10 protein-coding genes are annotated in these 15,092 nt (G+C 73.8%); all 10 read left to right on the plus strand.

All coding sequences use genetic code 11. The features are described 5' to 3' along the window. Window positions 1–107: 107 nt before the first annotated feature. The 10 genes from kdpA (at window position 108) to G5V58_RS13740 (ending at window position 15,074) form a co-directional block, all read left to right on the plus strand. Window positions 108–1,772 carry a potassium-transporting ATPase subunit KdpA gene (gene kdpA, locus G5V58_RS13695; protein WP_165233629.1) on the plus strand — a complete coding sequence of 555 codons (1,665 nt, stop codon included), beginning with the start codon at window positions 108–110 and terminating at the stop codon, window positions 1,770–1,772. Further along, complete coding sequence (kdpB, locus tag G5V58_RS13700) at window positions 1,769–3,745, plus strand: potassium-transporting ATPase subunit KdpB (RefSeq protein ID WP_165233632.1); 1,977 nt, start codon at window positions 1,769–1,771, stop codon at window positions 3,743–3,745. Before kdpA ends, kdpB begins: the two co-directional genes overlap by 4 nt. Before the next feature lie 6 nt (window positions 3,746–3,751). Beyond that, window positions 3,752–4,390, plus strand: a complete 639-nt coding sequence (locus tag G5V58_RS13705) for a potassium-transporting ATPase subunit C (RefSeq protein WP_407939626.1) — start codon at window positions 3,752–3,754, stop codon at window positions 4,388–4,390. Then, window positions 4,383–6,848 carry a sensor histidine kinase gene (locus G5V58_RS13710; RefSeq protein WP_165233635.1) on the plus strand — a complete coding sequence of 822 codons (2,466 nt, stop codon included), beginning with the start codon at window positions 4,383–4,385 and terminating at the stop codon, window positions 6,846–6,848. Before G5V58_RS13705 ends, G5V58_RS13710 begins: the two co-directional genes overlap by 8 nt. After that, window positions 6,845–7,534, plus strand: a complete 690-nt coding sequence (locus tag G5V58_RS13715) for a response regulator (protein WP_165233638.1) — start codon at window positions 6,845–6,847, stop codon at window positions 7,532–7,534. The genes G5V58_RS13710 and G5V58_RS13715 overlap by 4 nt, the downstream gene beginning before the upstream one ends. Window positions 7,535–7,544: 10 nt before the next feature. After that, a complete protein-coding gene (locus G5V58_RS13720; protein ID WP_165233641.1) occupies window positions 7,545–8,759 on the plus strand; it encodes a cysteine desulfurase-like protein in 1,215 nt (404 codons plus the stop codon). A gap of 138 nt (window positions 8,760–8,897) precedes the next feature. Continuing rightward, complete coding sequence (locus G5V58_RS13725) at window positions 8,898–9,809, plus strand: ABC transporter ATP-binding protein (RefSeq protein WP_165233644.1); 912 nt, start codon at window positions 8,898–8,900, stop codon at window positions 9,807–9,809. After that, on the plus strand, window positions 9,806–11,170 hold the full coding sequence (locus G5V58_RS13730; RefSeq protein WP_165233647.1) for an ABC transporter permease: 1,365 nt from the start codon (window positions 9,806–9,808) through the stop codon (window positions 11,168–11,170). Before G5V58_RS13725 ends, G5V58_RS13730 begins: the two co-directional genes overlap by 4 nt. 21 nt (window positions 11,171–11,191) lie before the next feature. Next, on the plus strand, window positions 11,192–13,960 hold the full coding sequence (locus G5V58_RS13735) for a bifunctional YncE family protein/alkaline phosphatase family protein (RefSeq protein WP_165233650.1): 2,769 nt from the start codon (window positions 11,192–11,194) through the stop codon (window positions 13,958–13,960). A gap of 370 nt (window positions 13,961–14,330) precedes the next feature. After that, window positions 14,331–15,074, plus strand: a complete 744-nt coding sequence (locus tag G5V58_RS13740; protein WP_165233653.1) for an LLM class flavin-dependent oxidoreductase — start codon at window positions 14,331–14,333, stop codon at window positions 15,072–15,074. Window positions 15,075–15,092 lie beyond the last annotated feature (18 nt).

Raw genomic sequence — 15,092 nt, forward strand, 5'->3', positions numbered from 1 at the left:
CCAGGGCGGACGGGACGTAGCAATGAGGGCGTGAACGACTTCATCTACGTCCTGGTGACGCTCCTCGCGTTCGCCGGGCTCGCGCTGCTGGTCAGCGTCCTCGACCGGTGAGCGAGACGCTCCCGGCGCTGGGCCAGATCGGCGCCCTCGTCCTGCTCCTCGTGCTGACGGTCCCGCTGCTCGCGCGGTACCTCGCCCACCTCTACACCAGCGAGCGCCACCTGGCGCCCGAGCGCGCGGCGTACCGCGTGCTGCGGGTCGACCCGGACGCCGACCAGCACTGGCGCAGCTACGCGCTGTCGGTGCTCGGCTTCAGCCTGGTCGGCGTCCTGGCGCTCTACACCCTCGGCCGCGTGCAGGCCCACCTGCCGCTGTCGCTCGGCTTCGCCGGGCTGCCCGCGGACGGGGCCTGGAACACCGCGGTCAGCTTCGTGACCAACACCAACTGGCAGTGGTACTCCGGCGAGGCCGCCGTGGGCCACCTGTTCCAGATGAGCGGGCTGACGGTGCAGAACTTCGTCAGCGCGGGAGTCGGCATGGCCGTCGCCGCGGCGTTCGCGCGCGGCCTGGCCCGCACCGAGCACGACGGCCGGGTCGGCAACTTCTTCGCCGACCTGGTGCGCACCACCGTGCGGGTGCTGCTGCCGATCTCCCTGGTCACGGCCTGCGTGCTCGTGCTCTTCGGCGTGGTGGAGAACGTCGCCGGCGACTCGGTCATGACCACGCTCACCGGCGGCCACCAGACGCTGACCGGCGGCCCGGTGGCCAGCCAGGAGGCCATCAAGCAGCTCGGCACCAACGGCGGCGGCTTCTACAACGTCAACTCCGCCCACCCGTTCGAGAACCCGACGCCCTTCACCGACCTGGTCTCGATCTACCTGATGCTGCTCATCCCGTTCGCCATGGCCGGCGCGTTCGGCCTCATCGTGCGCGACCGCCGCCAGGGGATCGCCGTCGGGGGCGTGATGGCCCTGCTCCTGTCTGTCTCGATCGGCCTGCTCACCTGGGCCGAGATGGCTGGACCCGGCACCGCGCCGCAGCTGGCCGGGGGCGCGATGGAGGGCAAGGAGGTCCGCTTCGGCGAGGCCGCGTCCGCGCTGTTCGCCGCCGCCACCACCGGTACGTCGACCGGCGCGGTCAACGCCATGCACGACTCCCTCACCGCCCCCGGCGGCGGGGTGGCCATGTTCAACATGATGCTCGGCGAGATCGCGCCCGGCGGTGTGGGCTCGGGCCTGTACGGCATGCTCATGCTGGCCGTCGTCACCGTGTTCCTCGCCGGTCTCATGGTCGGCCGGACGCCGGAGTACCTCGGCAAGAAGATCAGCCAGCGCGAGATCGTCCTGGTGGCGGCCTACGTCCTCACCACGCCGTTCCTGCTGCTGGTCGGCATCGCGGTCGCGGTGTCCGTCGACGACGGGCCGGCCGGCATCCTCAACGGCGGGCCGCACGGCTTCTCCGAGATGCTGTACGCCGTCACGTCGGCGGCCAACAACAACGGCTCGGCCTTCGGCGGGCTCACCTCGGGCACGCCGTTCTGGAACACGCTGCTCGGGCTGCTGATGCTCTTCGGCCGCTTCCTGCCGATCGTCTTCGTGCTCGCGCTCGCCGGCCGCTTCGCCGCGGCCAGGCGGGCGCCCGCCGGCGCCGGCACCCTGCCGACCCACACGCCGCTCTTCGTCCTGCTCCTGTCCGGCGTCGCGCTCGTCGTCGTCGGCCTCACCTACGTGCCCGTGCTGATCCTCGGGCCGATCGTGGAGTCCCTCTCGTGAACCTCAACATCGACCGCCAGGTCCTGCTCGGTGCGGTGACCAAGCTCGACCCGCGCCAGCTCGTGCGCGAGCCGGTGATGCTCGTCGTCGAGATCGGCGCCGTGGTCACCACCGTCCTGTCCGTCGTCGACCCGAGTGTGCTCGGCTGGATGGTCACGGTGTGGCTGTGGCTGACCGTGCTCTTCGCGACCCTGGCCGAGTCCGTGGCCGAGGGCCGCGGCAAGGCGCAGGCCGCCAGCCTGCGCGCGCTCCAGACCGAGACGACCGCGAACCGGCGTACGCCGGGCGGCGGCATCGAGGAGGTGCCCAGCACCAGCCTGCGCTCCGGCGACGTCGTCGTGGTCGCGGCGGGCGAGCGGATCCCCGGCGACGGCGAGGTCATCGAGGGCGTCGCCTCGGTCGACGAGTCCGCGGTGACCGGCGAGTCCGCGCCGGTCATCCGGGAGTCCGGCGGTGACCGCAGCGCGGTGACCGGCGGCACGACGGTGCTCTCCGACCAGGTGGCGGTGCGGATCACCAGCGAGCCGGGCCAGTCCTTCGTGGACCGGATGATCGCGCTCGTCGAGGGCTCGGAGCGGCAGCGCACGCCCAACGAGATCGCGCTCAACGTGCTGCTCAGCGCGCTGACCGTCGTGTTCGTCGTGGTCTGCGCGACGCTCTGGCCGGTCGCCGACCACAACGGCGCCCGCCAGCCGGTCCTCGTGCTGGTCGCGCTCCTGGTCTGCCTCATCCCGACCACCATCGGCGCACTCCTGTCGGCCATCGGCATCGCGGGGATGGACCGGCTGGTCCGGCGCAACGTGCTGGCCATGTCCGGACGCGCGGTCGAGGCCGCGGGCGACGTCGACGTGCTGCTGCTGGACAAGACCGGCACCATCACCCTCGGCAACCGGCACGCCACCGAGCTGCTCCCCGTCGACGGGGTCGACCCGGACGAGCTGGCCCAGGCCGCGCTGCTGTCCTCGCTGGCCGACGAGACCCCCGAGGGCCGCAGCATCGTGACCCTGGTGGGCGGCGAGGCGACCCTGCCCCGCGACGCCGAGCTGGTCGAGTTCAGCGCGACCACCCGCATGAGCGGCGTGGACACCGGCGGGCGCCAGCTGCGCAAGGGCGCCGGCTCGGCCGTCACCGCCTGGGTGGGCCACAGCGACCCGCAGCTCGACGGTCTGGTCGAGCAGGTCAGCGCCACCGGCGGCACCCCGCTGGTGGTGGCCGAGGCCCGAGGCGAGGAGAGGCGGCTGCTCGGGGTCATCCACCTCAAGGACGTGGTCAAGCCCGGCATGCGCGAGCGGTTCGACGAGCTGCGCGCCATGGGCATCCGCACGGTGATGATCACCGGCGACAACGCCACGACCGCGAAGGCCATCGCCGGCGAGGCCCGGGTCGACGACTTCCTGGCCGAGGCCACCCCGGAGGACAAGCTCGCGCTCATCCGCGAGCAGCAGACCGGTGGCCGGCTGGTCGCGATGTGCGGCGACGGCACCAACGACGCCCCAGCGCTGGCCCAGGCCGACGTCGGCGTGGCCATGAACACCGGCACGGTCGCGGCCAAGGAGGCCGGCAACATGGTCGACCTCGACTCCGACCCGACCAAGCTCATCGACATCGTCGAGATCGGCAAGCAGCTGCTCATCACCCGCGGCGCGCTCACGACGTTCTCGGTGGCCAACGACGTCGCGAAGTACTTCGCGATCCTGCCGGCGATGTTCGTCGTCGCCTTCCCCGACCTCGACGTCCTCAACGTGATGCGGCTGTCGTCGCCGGAGTCGGCGATCGTGAGCGCGGTCGTGTTCAACGCCCTCGTCATCGTGGCGCTGATCCCGCTCGCCCTGCGCGGCGTGCGCTACCGACCGTCCTCGGCGGCCGCCCTGCTGCGCCGCAACATCCTCCTCTACGGGGTCGGCGGCCTGATCGCGCCGTTCGTCGGCATCAAGCTGCTCGACCTCGTCGTCTCCCTCATCCCTGGACTGTGACCTGACATGACCATGAAGACCCTCTACGACCTGTGGCGCCAGAGCCTGGCCGGGCTGAGGCTGCTGATCGCTGCCACCCTGCTCCTCGGGCTCGCCTACCCGGCGGTGGTCTACGGCTTCGGCCGGGTGGCCGCACCCTGGGAGGCCCGCGGCTCGCTGGTGACCGCCGACGGCTCGCACACCGAGGACCCGTCGAAGGCCGTCGGCTCGGCGATCCTCGGCCAGGTCGTCGACGACGACCGGCTGTTCCAGCCGCGACCGTCCGCGGCCGGCGACGGCTACGACACGCTCTCGACGTACGGCTCCAACCTCGGTCCCGAGGAGCCCGCCCTGATCGACGCGATCGAGCAGCGGCGCGCCGAGGTGGCCGAGCGCGAGGGCGTCGACCCGAGCCGGGTGCCGCCCGACGCCCTGACCGCGTCCGCGTCCGGGCTGGACCCGGACATCTCGGTGGCCTACGCCGAGCTGCAGGTGCCGCGGGTCGCGGCCGCCACCGGCCTCTCCGAGGACCGGGTGCGCGCGCTGGTCGAGGACCACACCTCGGGGCGCACCTGGGGCGTGCTCGGGGAGCCGCACGTCAACGTGCTGACGCTGGACATCGCGGTGCTCCAGGCCGCGGGCGACCGGACAGAGGATGATGGGTGACGTGCCGGACGCGCGCCGAGGGCGGCTGATCGTCTACCTCGGCTCCGCACCCGGGGTCGGGAAGACCTACGCGGCCCTGGGCGAGGCGCACCGCCGCCTCGCCCGGGGCACCGACGTGGTCGTGGCGTACGTCGAGACGCACGGCCGGGAGCAGACCGAGGCCCAGGCCGAGGGGCTCGAGGTCGTGCCGCGGCGCCACCTCGAGCACCGCGGCGCGTCGTTCACCGAGATGGACGTCGACGCGGTGCTGGCCCGCGGACCGGCCGTGGTGCTGGTCGACGAGCTCGCGCACACCAACGTGCCGGGCAGCCGCCACGAGAAGCGTGCGGACGACGTGGCGCTCCTGCTCGACGCGGGCATCGACGTCATCACCACCGTCAACATCCAGCACCTGGAGTCGCTCAACGACGAGGTCGAGCGGATCACCGGTGTGCGCCAGCGCGAGACCGTCCCCGACCGGGTCGTGCGCGAGGCCGACCAGATCCAGCTCATCGACATGCCGCCGGACGCCCTGCGCCGGCGGATGGCGCACGGCAACATCTACCGGCCCGACAAGATCGACGCGTCACTGACGTCGTACTTCCGCGTCGGCAACCTCACCGCCCTGCGCGAGCTGGCCCTGCTGTGGCTGGCCGACCGGGTCGACGACCAGCTCGACGACTACCGCCGCGCGCACCGCATCCAGGAGCCGTGGCCGGCCAAGGAGCGCATCGTCGTGGCCGTGACCGGCGGGCCGGAGAGCGAGACGCTCATCCGCCGCGGCGCCCGGCTGGCCCAGCGCGCGGCCGGGGCCGAGCTGCTCGCGGTGCACGTCATCGCCACCGACGGGCTGCACGCCGCCGACGAGCGCCGCCTCGAGCGCGCCCAGCAGCTGGTCGCCTCGGTCGGCGGGACCTTCCACTCCGTGGTGGGCGAGGACGTCTCGGCCGCGGTGGTCGACTTCGCCAGCGGCGCCAACGCCACCATGATCATCGTCGGCGTCTCCCGCCACGGCCGGCTGCGCCGCCTGTTCACCGGTACGACGGGCGACCGGATCGCCTCGCTGGCCGGCGCGGTCGACGTGCACCTGGTCACCCACGACCAGGTCGGCGGCCGGCTCCTCTCCCGCCCCTCGCTCTCGCCGCTCTCCCCCGGCCGCCAGGTCGCCGGCTGGCTCGGCGCGGTGGTCCTGCCGCTGGTCCTGGCCGCGGCCCTGCACGCCGTGGACGACACCGACGACCTGGCCCTGGCCACGCTGGCCCTGCTCGCCTCGACCGTGGTGGTCGCGCTGGTGGGTGGGCTGCTGCCGGCGCTGGCCGGGGCGGTCATCGGCTTCCTCGCCCTCAACTACTTCTTCACGCCCCCGACCGGCACGTTCACGGTCTCCGAGCCGCGCAACGTCCTGGCCCTCGTGGTCTTCGTGGCGGTGGCCGCCGCGGTGGCCACCGTCGTGGACCGCGCCTCGCGGCGGGCGGCCGAGGCCCTGCGCGCCCGCACCGAGGCGGCCACCATGTCCGCCCTCTCGCGCTCGGTGCTCTCGGGCGAGGACACCGCCGAGGCCGTCGTGGCCCGGCTGCGCGAGGTGTTCGGGCAGGACGCGGTCTCCCTGCTCCGTCGCGCGGGCTCCGGGTGGGTGGTGCTGGCCTCCTCGGGCGCGCCCTGCGCCGCGACGCCCGACGAGGGCGACACCCGGGTCCGCGTCGACGACGACTCCGTCCTGGCCCTGTGCGGCGAGCCGCTGCGCGCCGAGGACCAGCGCGTGCTCGAGGCCTTCGCGGTCCAGGCCGGGCTGGTCCTGGAGCACCGGCGGCTGCGCGAGCGCGAGCGTGCCGAGGCCACCTCGACCGCGCTGCTGCGCGCCGTCTCCCACGACCTGCGCACGCCGCTGGCCACCATGCGCGCAGCCGTCGACGGGCTGCTCGCGCCGGGCGTCTCGGGCGCGGACCGCACCGAGCTGGTCGCCGCCGTCGACGCCTCGGCCGGCCAGCTCGAGTCGCTCATCGACGACCTGCTCGACCTGTCCCGCCTGCAGAGCGGGCTGGTGCACCCCGTGCTCACCGCCCGCTCGCTGGACGAGGTGCTGCCCCTCGCCGTGGCCGGCCACCCCGGCGTCGACCTCGAGGTCGAGGAGCCCGCCCCGCTGGTCTCCACCGACGCCGGCCTGCTCGGCCGGGTGGTGGCCAACCTGGTGGGCAACGCGGTGCGCCACGCCGGCGGCGCGCCCGTGCGGGTGCTGGCCCACGAGCGTCCCGACTCGGTCGAGGTCATGGTGGTCGACCGGGGCGTCGGCGTACCGCCCGAGGACCGGGACCGGATGTTCGAGCCGTTCCAGCGCTTGGGCGACGGCACCCCGGGTGGGCTCGGCCTCGGTCTCGCCGTCGCTCGCGGGCTCACCGAGGCCCTCGGCGGCACGCTCACGCCCGAGGAGACCCCGGGCGGCGGGCTGACCATGGTGCTGTCCCTGCCGAGGGCCTCGTGACCGACTCCCCCGGCCGCGTCCTCGTCGTCGACGACGAGCCCGCCCTCGCCCGCGCGCTGGCCATCAACCTGCGCGCGCACGGCTGGGAGGTGGTCACCGCCGCCGACGGCCGCAGCGCCCTGGACGCCGCGGCCACCACCCACCCCGACGTCGTCGTGCTCGACCTCGGGCTGCCCGACATGGACGGCACCGAGGTCATCGCCGGCCTGCGCGGCTGGACCTCCGTGCCCATCGTCGTGCTGTCGGCCCGCCAGGACGGCGAGGACAAGGTCGAGGCGCTCGACCTCGGCGCCGACGACTACGTCACCAAGCCCTTCGCCATGAACGAGCTGATGGCCCGCCTGCGGGCCGCCGTGCGCCGCGCCGCCGACGGCTCCCCCGCGCTCACCGAGGTCGTGGCCGGCGACCTGGTCGTCGACCTGGCCCGCAAGAAGGTGCGCCGCTCCGGCGTGGACGTCCAGCTCACGCCGACCGAGTGGGCCTTCGTCGAGGTGCTGGCCCGCAACGTCGGCAAGCTGGTCCCGCGCGAGCAGCTGCTGCGCGAGGTGTGGGGACCGGGCTACACCCGGGAGCACCACTACCTGCGGGTCTACGCCGCCCAGCTGCGCCGCAAGCTCGAGGACGACCCGGCGCACCCCCGACACCTGCTGACCACCAGCGGGCTGGGCTACACGCTGGAGCCCTAGGCTCGAGCCCATGGCTGAGCAGCAGTACGACGTCGCCAAGGTCCGCGCCCACTTCCCCGCCCTCGAGAGCGGGCTGGCGTTCTTCGACGGGCCGGGCGGCTCCCAGACCCCGCGGCCGGTGGCCGACGCGATGCACGCGACGATGCTCGGCCCGCTGTCCAACCGCGGCGACCTGACCCTCGCCCAGCAGAACGCCGAGCGCGCGGTCACCGAGGCCCGCGCCGCCCTGGCCGACCTGCTCGACGCGACGCCGGAGGGCGTGGTCTTCGGCCGCAGCTTCACCCAGCTCACCTTCGACCTGAGCCGCACCCTGGCCAAGGGCTGGGGCGCGGGCGACGAGGTCGTGGTCAGCCGGCTCGACCACGACGGCAACGTGCGCCCGTGGGTGATCGCGGCCGAGGCCGCCGGTGCCACCGTGCGCTGGATCGACTTCGACCCCGGGTCCGGCGAGCTCTCGCTGGACTCGCTGGAGGAGGCGCTGTCCGAGCGCACCCGGCTGGTCGCGGTCACCGGCGCCTCCAACCTCATCGGCACCCGGCCCGACCTGCGCGCGGTCGCCGACCGGGTGCACCGCACCGACGCCTGGCTGTACGTCGACGCGGTGCACCTCACCGCCCACGCCGCGGTCTCGCTGGCCCAGGACGGCATGGACCTGGTCGGCTGCTCGACGTACAAGTTCCTCGGGCCGCACGCCGGCGTCCTGGCCGCGGCGCCGGACCTGCTGGAGCAGCTGCACCCGGACAAGCTCCTGCCGTCGACCGACCGGGTGCCGGAGCGCTTCGAGCTCGGCACGCTGCCCTACGAGCTGATGGCCGGCGCCGGCGCCGCGGTGGAGTTCCTGGCCGGCCTCGCGCCGGGCGCGGCCGGCACCCGCCGCGAGCGGCTGGTCGCCTCTCTGGCCGCGCTGGAGGAGCACGAGGACCGGCTCCGCACCCGCATCGAGGACGGCCTGCGCGCGCTTCCGGGCGCCACCGTGCACTCCCGCGCCGCCCGTCGTACGCCGACCGTGCTGGTGACCTTCGCCGACCGTGACCCGCAGGAGGTCTCGCGCCACCTGGCCACCCGCGGCGTCAACGCGCCCGCCGGCAGCTTCTACGCCTACGAGCCGGCCCGGCGCCTCGGGCTCGGCGAGGCCGGCGGCCTGCGGGTCGGCCTCGCGCCGTACTCCGACGACTCCGACGTCGACCGCCTCCTCGAGGCGCTGGGCGAGCTCTTCCCGGGCTGACCCGGACGCGGGCAGGCAAGCCTGCGTGCCCGCTCCGTTCGCCCGCTGTTCGCCCGCGCGGGGCGCGACGGCCATCCGTCGTCCCTAGCGTCGACGGACGGAGGGGCCGTCTCGGGTGCCCTTCCGGATGGAGGCGTCATGTCCTCGACCGCCGTCCGGGCGCGCGGTCTGACCAAGACCTTCGGCGACGTGGTCGCCCTCGACGCGGTCGACCTCGACGTGCCCGCCGGGCAGGTCCACGGGCTCGTCGGTCCCAACGGGGCCGGCAAGACCACGCTGCTCGGCCTGCTGCTGGGGCTGGCCACGCCGGACCGCGGCACGTTGGAGCTGCTCGGCGGCGGCCCGGCCGCCGAGGGCGTGGCCGGGTTCGTCGACGGCCCCGGGCTCTACCCCACCCTCACCGCGCGCCAGAACCTCGCCGCACTCGCCCGCCTCCGCGGTGAGAGCACCGACGTCGACGCCCTGCTCGACCGCGTCGGCCTGCTGGACGTGGCCGGCGACCCGGTGCGCGGCTTCTCCCTCGGCATGCGCCAGCGGCTCGGGCTGGCCGCCGCCCTGCTCGGCGACCCCCGGCTGCTCGTCCTCGACGAGCCGGCCAACGGCCTCGACCCCGCCGGCAAGCGGCAGGTGCACCGGGTCCTCACCGACCTGGCCGACGCCGGCGCCACCATCGTGCTCTCCAGCCACCGCATGGACGACCTGGCCGCGCTGTGCGACGAGGTCACCCTGCTGGCCACCGGACGGGTCGTCTTCTCGGGACCGGTGGCCAAGCTGGCCGCGGAGAGCAGCGACCTGGACTACCGCCTGCGCACGGCAGACCCGGCCACGGCCCGCCGGATCGCCACGGACGTGCCCGGTCTCGGCCTCGTCCCCCAGCGCAGCGTGGACACCGAGGAGCTGGTGGTCCGCGGCCCGGAGCAGGCCCTGGACGAGCTGGTGCGCCGCCTGGCCGCGGCCGGCGTACCGCTGCGTGAGCTCGGCCCCGTCGTCGCGCCGCTCGAGGCGGCGTTCCTCGCCCTGACCGGCGCCGAGCACGAGGAGCGCCGGTGACCACGACCCTCCAGCCGTCCGCCACCGCGACCGTCACGATCCGCCCGGTCACGCTGCGCCGCGCGTACCGCTTCGAGCTGGTCAAGCTGCTCTCGCAGTGGCGGGTCCGGCTGATCGTCCTGGCCTGCCTGGTCGCCCCGGCCGGCTACACCGCGATCGTGAGCCGGCAGAGCTCGCTGCCCACCGACGCGGTCTACGGCCGGTGGATGGGCCAGTCCGGCTGGGCCGGGTCGTTGGTGGTCCTGGTCTTCCTGGGCACGATCCTGCTGCCCCTGCTCACCTCGCTCGTCGCCGGCGACGTCTTCGCGGTCGAGGACCGCCTCGGCACCTGGCGGCACCTGCTGGTCACGGTCCGCTCCAAGCGCGTGGTCTTCGCGGCCAAGGCGCTGGCCGCGCTCACGGTGACCCTGGCCCTGCTCGTCGCCCTGGTCGTCTCCGCGACCGCGGGTGCCCTGGCCTCGGTCGGCCACCACCCGCTGCCCGGGCTGGACGGCCACCTCATGTCGTCCGGCGAGCTGGCCGGCACGGTCGCGCTCTCCTGGCTGACCCTGCTCGCGCCCACGCTCGCCTTCTCCGCCGTCGGCCTGCTCGGCTCGGTCGCCCTCGGGCGCTCACCGCTGGGGCTGCTCACCCCCGTGGCCTTCGCCCTCGCCCTCGAGGGCGTCGCACTGCTCCCGGTCCCGGTCCCCCTGCGCGAGGCCCTGCCGATGACGGCGTTCGTCTCCTACCGCGGCCTGCTCACCGAGCCGCGCCAGCTGGACCTGGTCTGGGTCGGCCTCGCGGTCAGCCTGACCTGGGCCGTGGTGGCGACGGCGCTGGCCTACCGGCTGTTCGTGCGCCGCGACTTCACCGACCTGGCCCACGACGGGTCCGGGCGCCGCCTGTTCGTCGGCGGCCTCGTCCCCCTGGCCGCGCTCGTCGCCGCGACCACGGGGGTCGTGGCCGCGGCCGGCGGCGTGACCGGCACCGGCGTCGAGCGTGCCCAGCTCGAGCGGGAGCTGGCCACCTCGTTCTCCCACCTCTACGTGCTGCAGACCGACGAGCTGAACCGCCCCGCGGTGAAGGAGGGCGACCTGCGCACCACCGCGTCCTGCGACAAGGGCGGCGAGCGCGTCGCGGACTCCGGGCCCGGCGCGGACTGGCGCTGCACCGTCACCTGGACGCTGCCCGGGGCCACCGCCACCGGCACCGCGATCTACCAGCTCGACGTGGCCGCGGACGGCCGGTACGTCGCCGACGGCGACGGCCCCAAGGAGGTCAACGGGTTCTTCCAGGTGCGCACCCCCAGCGGCGACGCCCCGAACCCGTTGTGGCAGTTCGACGGCTTCGTCGACCTGCTGGACGACGACCACGACAACTGAACACCCCCCGAAAGGAACTCGATGAAGGTCACGCGCAACCGCGTGGTGCGGCCCGCACGCCGGCGCCTGCCACGCACGGCGCTCGCGGTGCTCGTCGGCGGGCTCACGCTCGCCGTCACCGGCACCGTCGCCTACGGAACCACGCTCGGCTTCGGCCAGCACCAGGTCGGCACGGAGTACCCCGACGGCCTGCAGATCTCCTCCAACCAGGTGCTGCGGCCGCTCGGCGACCGGCTCAGCACGCCGTACGGCAAGTTCATGGGCTCGACCGTGAGCCCGGACGGCCGCTACCTCGCCGCCACCGCCAACGACCGCTCGGTCTCGCTGCAGATCTTCGACCTGCAGAGCTACCGGCTGCTGTGGCGCGGCGGCACGGCGACCGGCGTGGACCAGAAGCTCACCGACAACACCGTCGGCCAGGAGGGACCGCTCTACTCCCCCGACGGCACGGTGCTGTGGATGCCCAACGCCACCGGGCTGACCCGCTTCCCGATCGGCCCGGACGGCAAGCCCGGCGTCGGCACCAAGATCACCCTGCCGACCGTCGACGGCAAGCAGCCGCTCACCGCCGGGATGACCTACTCCCCCGACGGCAGCACCCTGTACGCCGCCCTCAACGGCCAGAACACCGTGGTGGCCCTCGACCCCGCGACCGGCGCCGCCCAGGGCACGTGGCCGGTCGGCAACGCCCCGCGCCAGGTGGCGTTCGCCGGCGACACGCTCTACGTCAGCGACGAGGGCGGCCGCCCGGCCGGCGGCGGGGACCAGACCCAGGACTCCTACGGCACGGCGATCGTGGCCGACCCGGTCCGCGGCACGTCGACGACCGGCACCCTCAGCGTCATCGACACCACCGACCCGGCGGCGCCCGTCGGCACCATCCCCGTCGGGCTGCACCCGACCGACCTGCTCGTGGCCGACGACGTGCTGTACGTCGCCAACACCTTCGACGACACCGTCTCGGTCGTGGACACCACCACGGGCACCGTCAAGCAGACCATCAACACCCAGCCCTGGCAGGGCTCACAGGTGGGCTACGCCCCCGACGCGCTCGCGGTGGTCGACGGCCGGCTGCTGGTGAGCCTCGGGCGCGCCAACGCGATCGCGGTCTACCGGGTCGGCCAGGACGCCCTCGACCCGGTCAGCTACGTCGGCCTGGTGCCGACCGACTACTACCCCGAGGACGTCTTCCCGGTCGGCGGTCAGGTGGTCGTGGCCAACCGGCGCGGCGTCGACGCCCGCGGCCCGCTGCTGACCTTCAACGAGGGCTACGGCACCACGCCGGCGACCGGCCGCGGCACGCACGGCACCACCGCGTCGCTGACCCGGTTCACCCTGCCCAGCGACACCGACATCCGGCGGCAGTGGACGACCACCGTCTACCGGCAGAACGGGTGGGGCCAGGGCGACAGCGACGTCAAGCACGCGCGCGGCAAGAAGGCCAAGGCGGTGCCGGTGCCCAAGAAGATCGGCGACCCGTCGACGATCAAGCACGTCTTTATGCTGGTCAAGGAGAACCGCACCTACGACCAGATCCACGGCGACATGACCGAGGGCAACGGCGACGCGAGCCTCGCGCAGTTCGGCGAGACCGTCACGCCCAACACCCACGCCCTCGCCCGGGAGTTCGGCCTCTACGACAACACCTACGACGTGGGGACCAACTCCGCCGAGGGTCACAACTGGCTGATGCAGGGCGACGACCCGGAGTACACCGAGTCCAGCGCCGGTGAGTACACGCGCAGCTACGACACCGAGGAGGACGTCCTCGGCCACCAGCGCTCGGGCTTCCTGTGGACCGCCGTCCAGGCCGCGGGCAACAGCGCGCGCAACTACGGCGAGTTCATCTACACCGAGGGCAAGCCGGCCGGGACCTGGCAGCAGTACTACTGCGCCAGCCGCTCGGTCGACCAGGGCGGCGACCCGGCACAGCTGTCCAGCCAGGCGCTGCGCGGCAACTACGGCTCGGTGATCCCGTCGCTGGACGCCATCACCTACCGCCAGTCCCCGCCGTTCGACCTCTCGATCCCCGACCTCTACCGCTACCAGGTGTGGAAGCAGGACTTCCTCGAGCGGGGACCGGCGGACTTCCAGATGATGTGGCTCTCCGACGACCACACCGGCGGCCCGGTCTCCGCGCGCGCCGAGGTGGCCGGCAGCGACCTCGCGGTCGGCAAGATCGTGGACACCATCAGCCACAGCCGGTGGTGGAAGAACTCCGCGATCTTCGTGGTCGAGGACGACAGCCAGAACGGCGCGGACCACGTCGACGGGCACCGCGCGCCGGTGCAGGTCATCAGCCCGTGGGCGGTGCACGGGAAGACGGTGTCGCGCTACTACTCGCAGATCAACATGGTGCGCACCATCGAGCAGATCCTCGGTGCCGAGCCGCTCAACCAGAAGGTCGCGGCGGCGACGCCGATGTTCGACGCCTTCAGGAAGAAGCCGGACTACACGGCCTACGACGCCAAGCCCAACCGGGTGCCGCTGACCGAGAACATCGCGACGCCCCCGGCCTGCGGTCTCGACGCCCCGACCGGGGCGCGGGCGGTCCAGGCGGCGCCCACGCCGACGCCGTACGTCTCTTACGCCACGGCGTGGCAGGAGTGGGCGGCCAAGCAGCACCTGACCGGACCGAAGGCGCAGCCGGACTACGCGAACCCGGAGCTGATGAACCGGTTCACGTGGTACGACGCGCACCACTGGGAGCTGCCCTACCCGGGCGACGAGGAGATCTACCTGCCCGACGAGGTCCCCGGCGCCGCGCTGCCGGGCTCCGAGGTGGAGTAGTCCTCCGCTCGCCAGCACGACGGCCCCTCTCCGGGCAGATCCGGAGGGGGGCCGTCGCGTGTGCGTCGCCGCATGGGGCGGCGACGCGCCTGGTGAGTCCGCCTCGCCACACGACGGGCGGCGGCAGGGGTCTGCCGTCGTCCGGCGCGCTCCCTCCCCAGGGGGCTCCGCGTCCTCGCTCGCAGAACGTAGACGGGTGCGGGAAGCGCTGCCAAGGACCAGCCCGGCGAACCACCCGGACGGGCCACGACGGCATGACCCGGGCGCGCCCGGCGCACTGGTGGCCTCCACCCGAACGCACCAGCCCGCCGCCCCGGACGGCCCGCCCGGCGCGGGCGGCGCTGTCGGCCCGGGATGGCAGGCTCGGACCATGGTCACCACCGGCGTCGTCTTCCGTCCCGAGCAGCCACCCGAGGAGCTCCGGGCCGCGGTCGAGCGCGCCGAGGCCGCCGGCGTGGGCGAGCTGTGGTTCTGGGAGGACTGCTTCCGCAACGGCGGGCTCACCGCGGCCACCAGCGCGCTGGCCTGGTCCGAGCGGCTGCACGTGGGCATCGGGCTGCTCCCCGTGCCGCTGCGCAACCCGGCGCTGGCCGCGATGGAGATCGCCACCCTCGCCCGGATGTTCCCCGGTCGGCTGACCGTCACCGTGGGCCACGGCGTGCTCGACTGGATGCGCCAGGTCGGCGCCGGGGTGGACTCGCCGATGACCCTGCTGCGCGAGCACACCACCGCGGTCCGCGACCTGCTGCGCGGAGAGACGGTCACCGTCTCGGGCCGCTACGTCTCCCTCGACGCCGTGGCCCTGGACTGGCCGCCCGCCGAGCCGCCGCGGCTGCTGGTCGGCGCCCGCGGCCCCAAGACCATCGAGCTGGCCGCCGAGGTCGCCGACGGGGTGCTGCTCGACACCGTGACCGACCCCGACGTCGTACGCCGCGCGCGCGAGCTGGTCGGCGACGCGCAGGTCTACGCCTTCGCCCCGCTGGCCCCGGACTCGTCCGCCGAGCAGATCTCGGCGCGCGTCGGGGAGCTGGCCGGCGCCGGCGCCGACGCGGTCATCGTGCACGGGACCGACCAGGCGCCGGGAATGCCCGAGGACCTCTCCGTGTTCGAGTAGTTGCATCTTGCACTACTT

This window comes from Nocardioides anomalus (assembly GCF_011046535.1).
GTDB classification, from domain to species: Bacteria; Actinomycetota; Actinomycetes; order Propionibacteriales; family Nocardioidaceae; genus Nocardioides; species Nocardioides anomalus.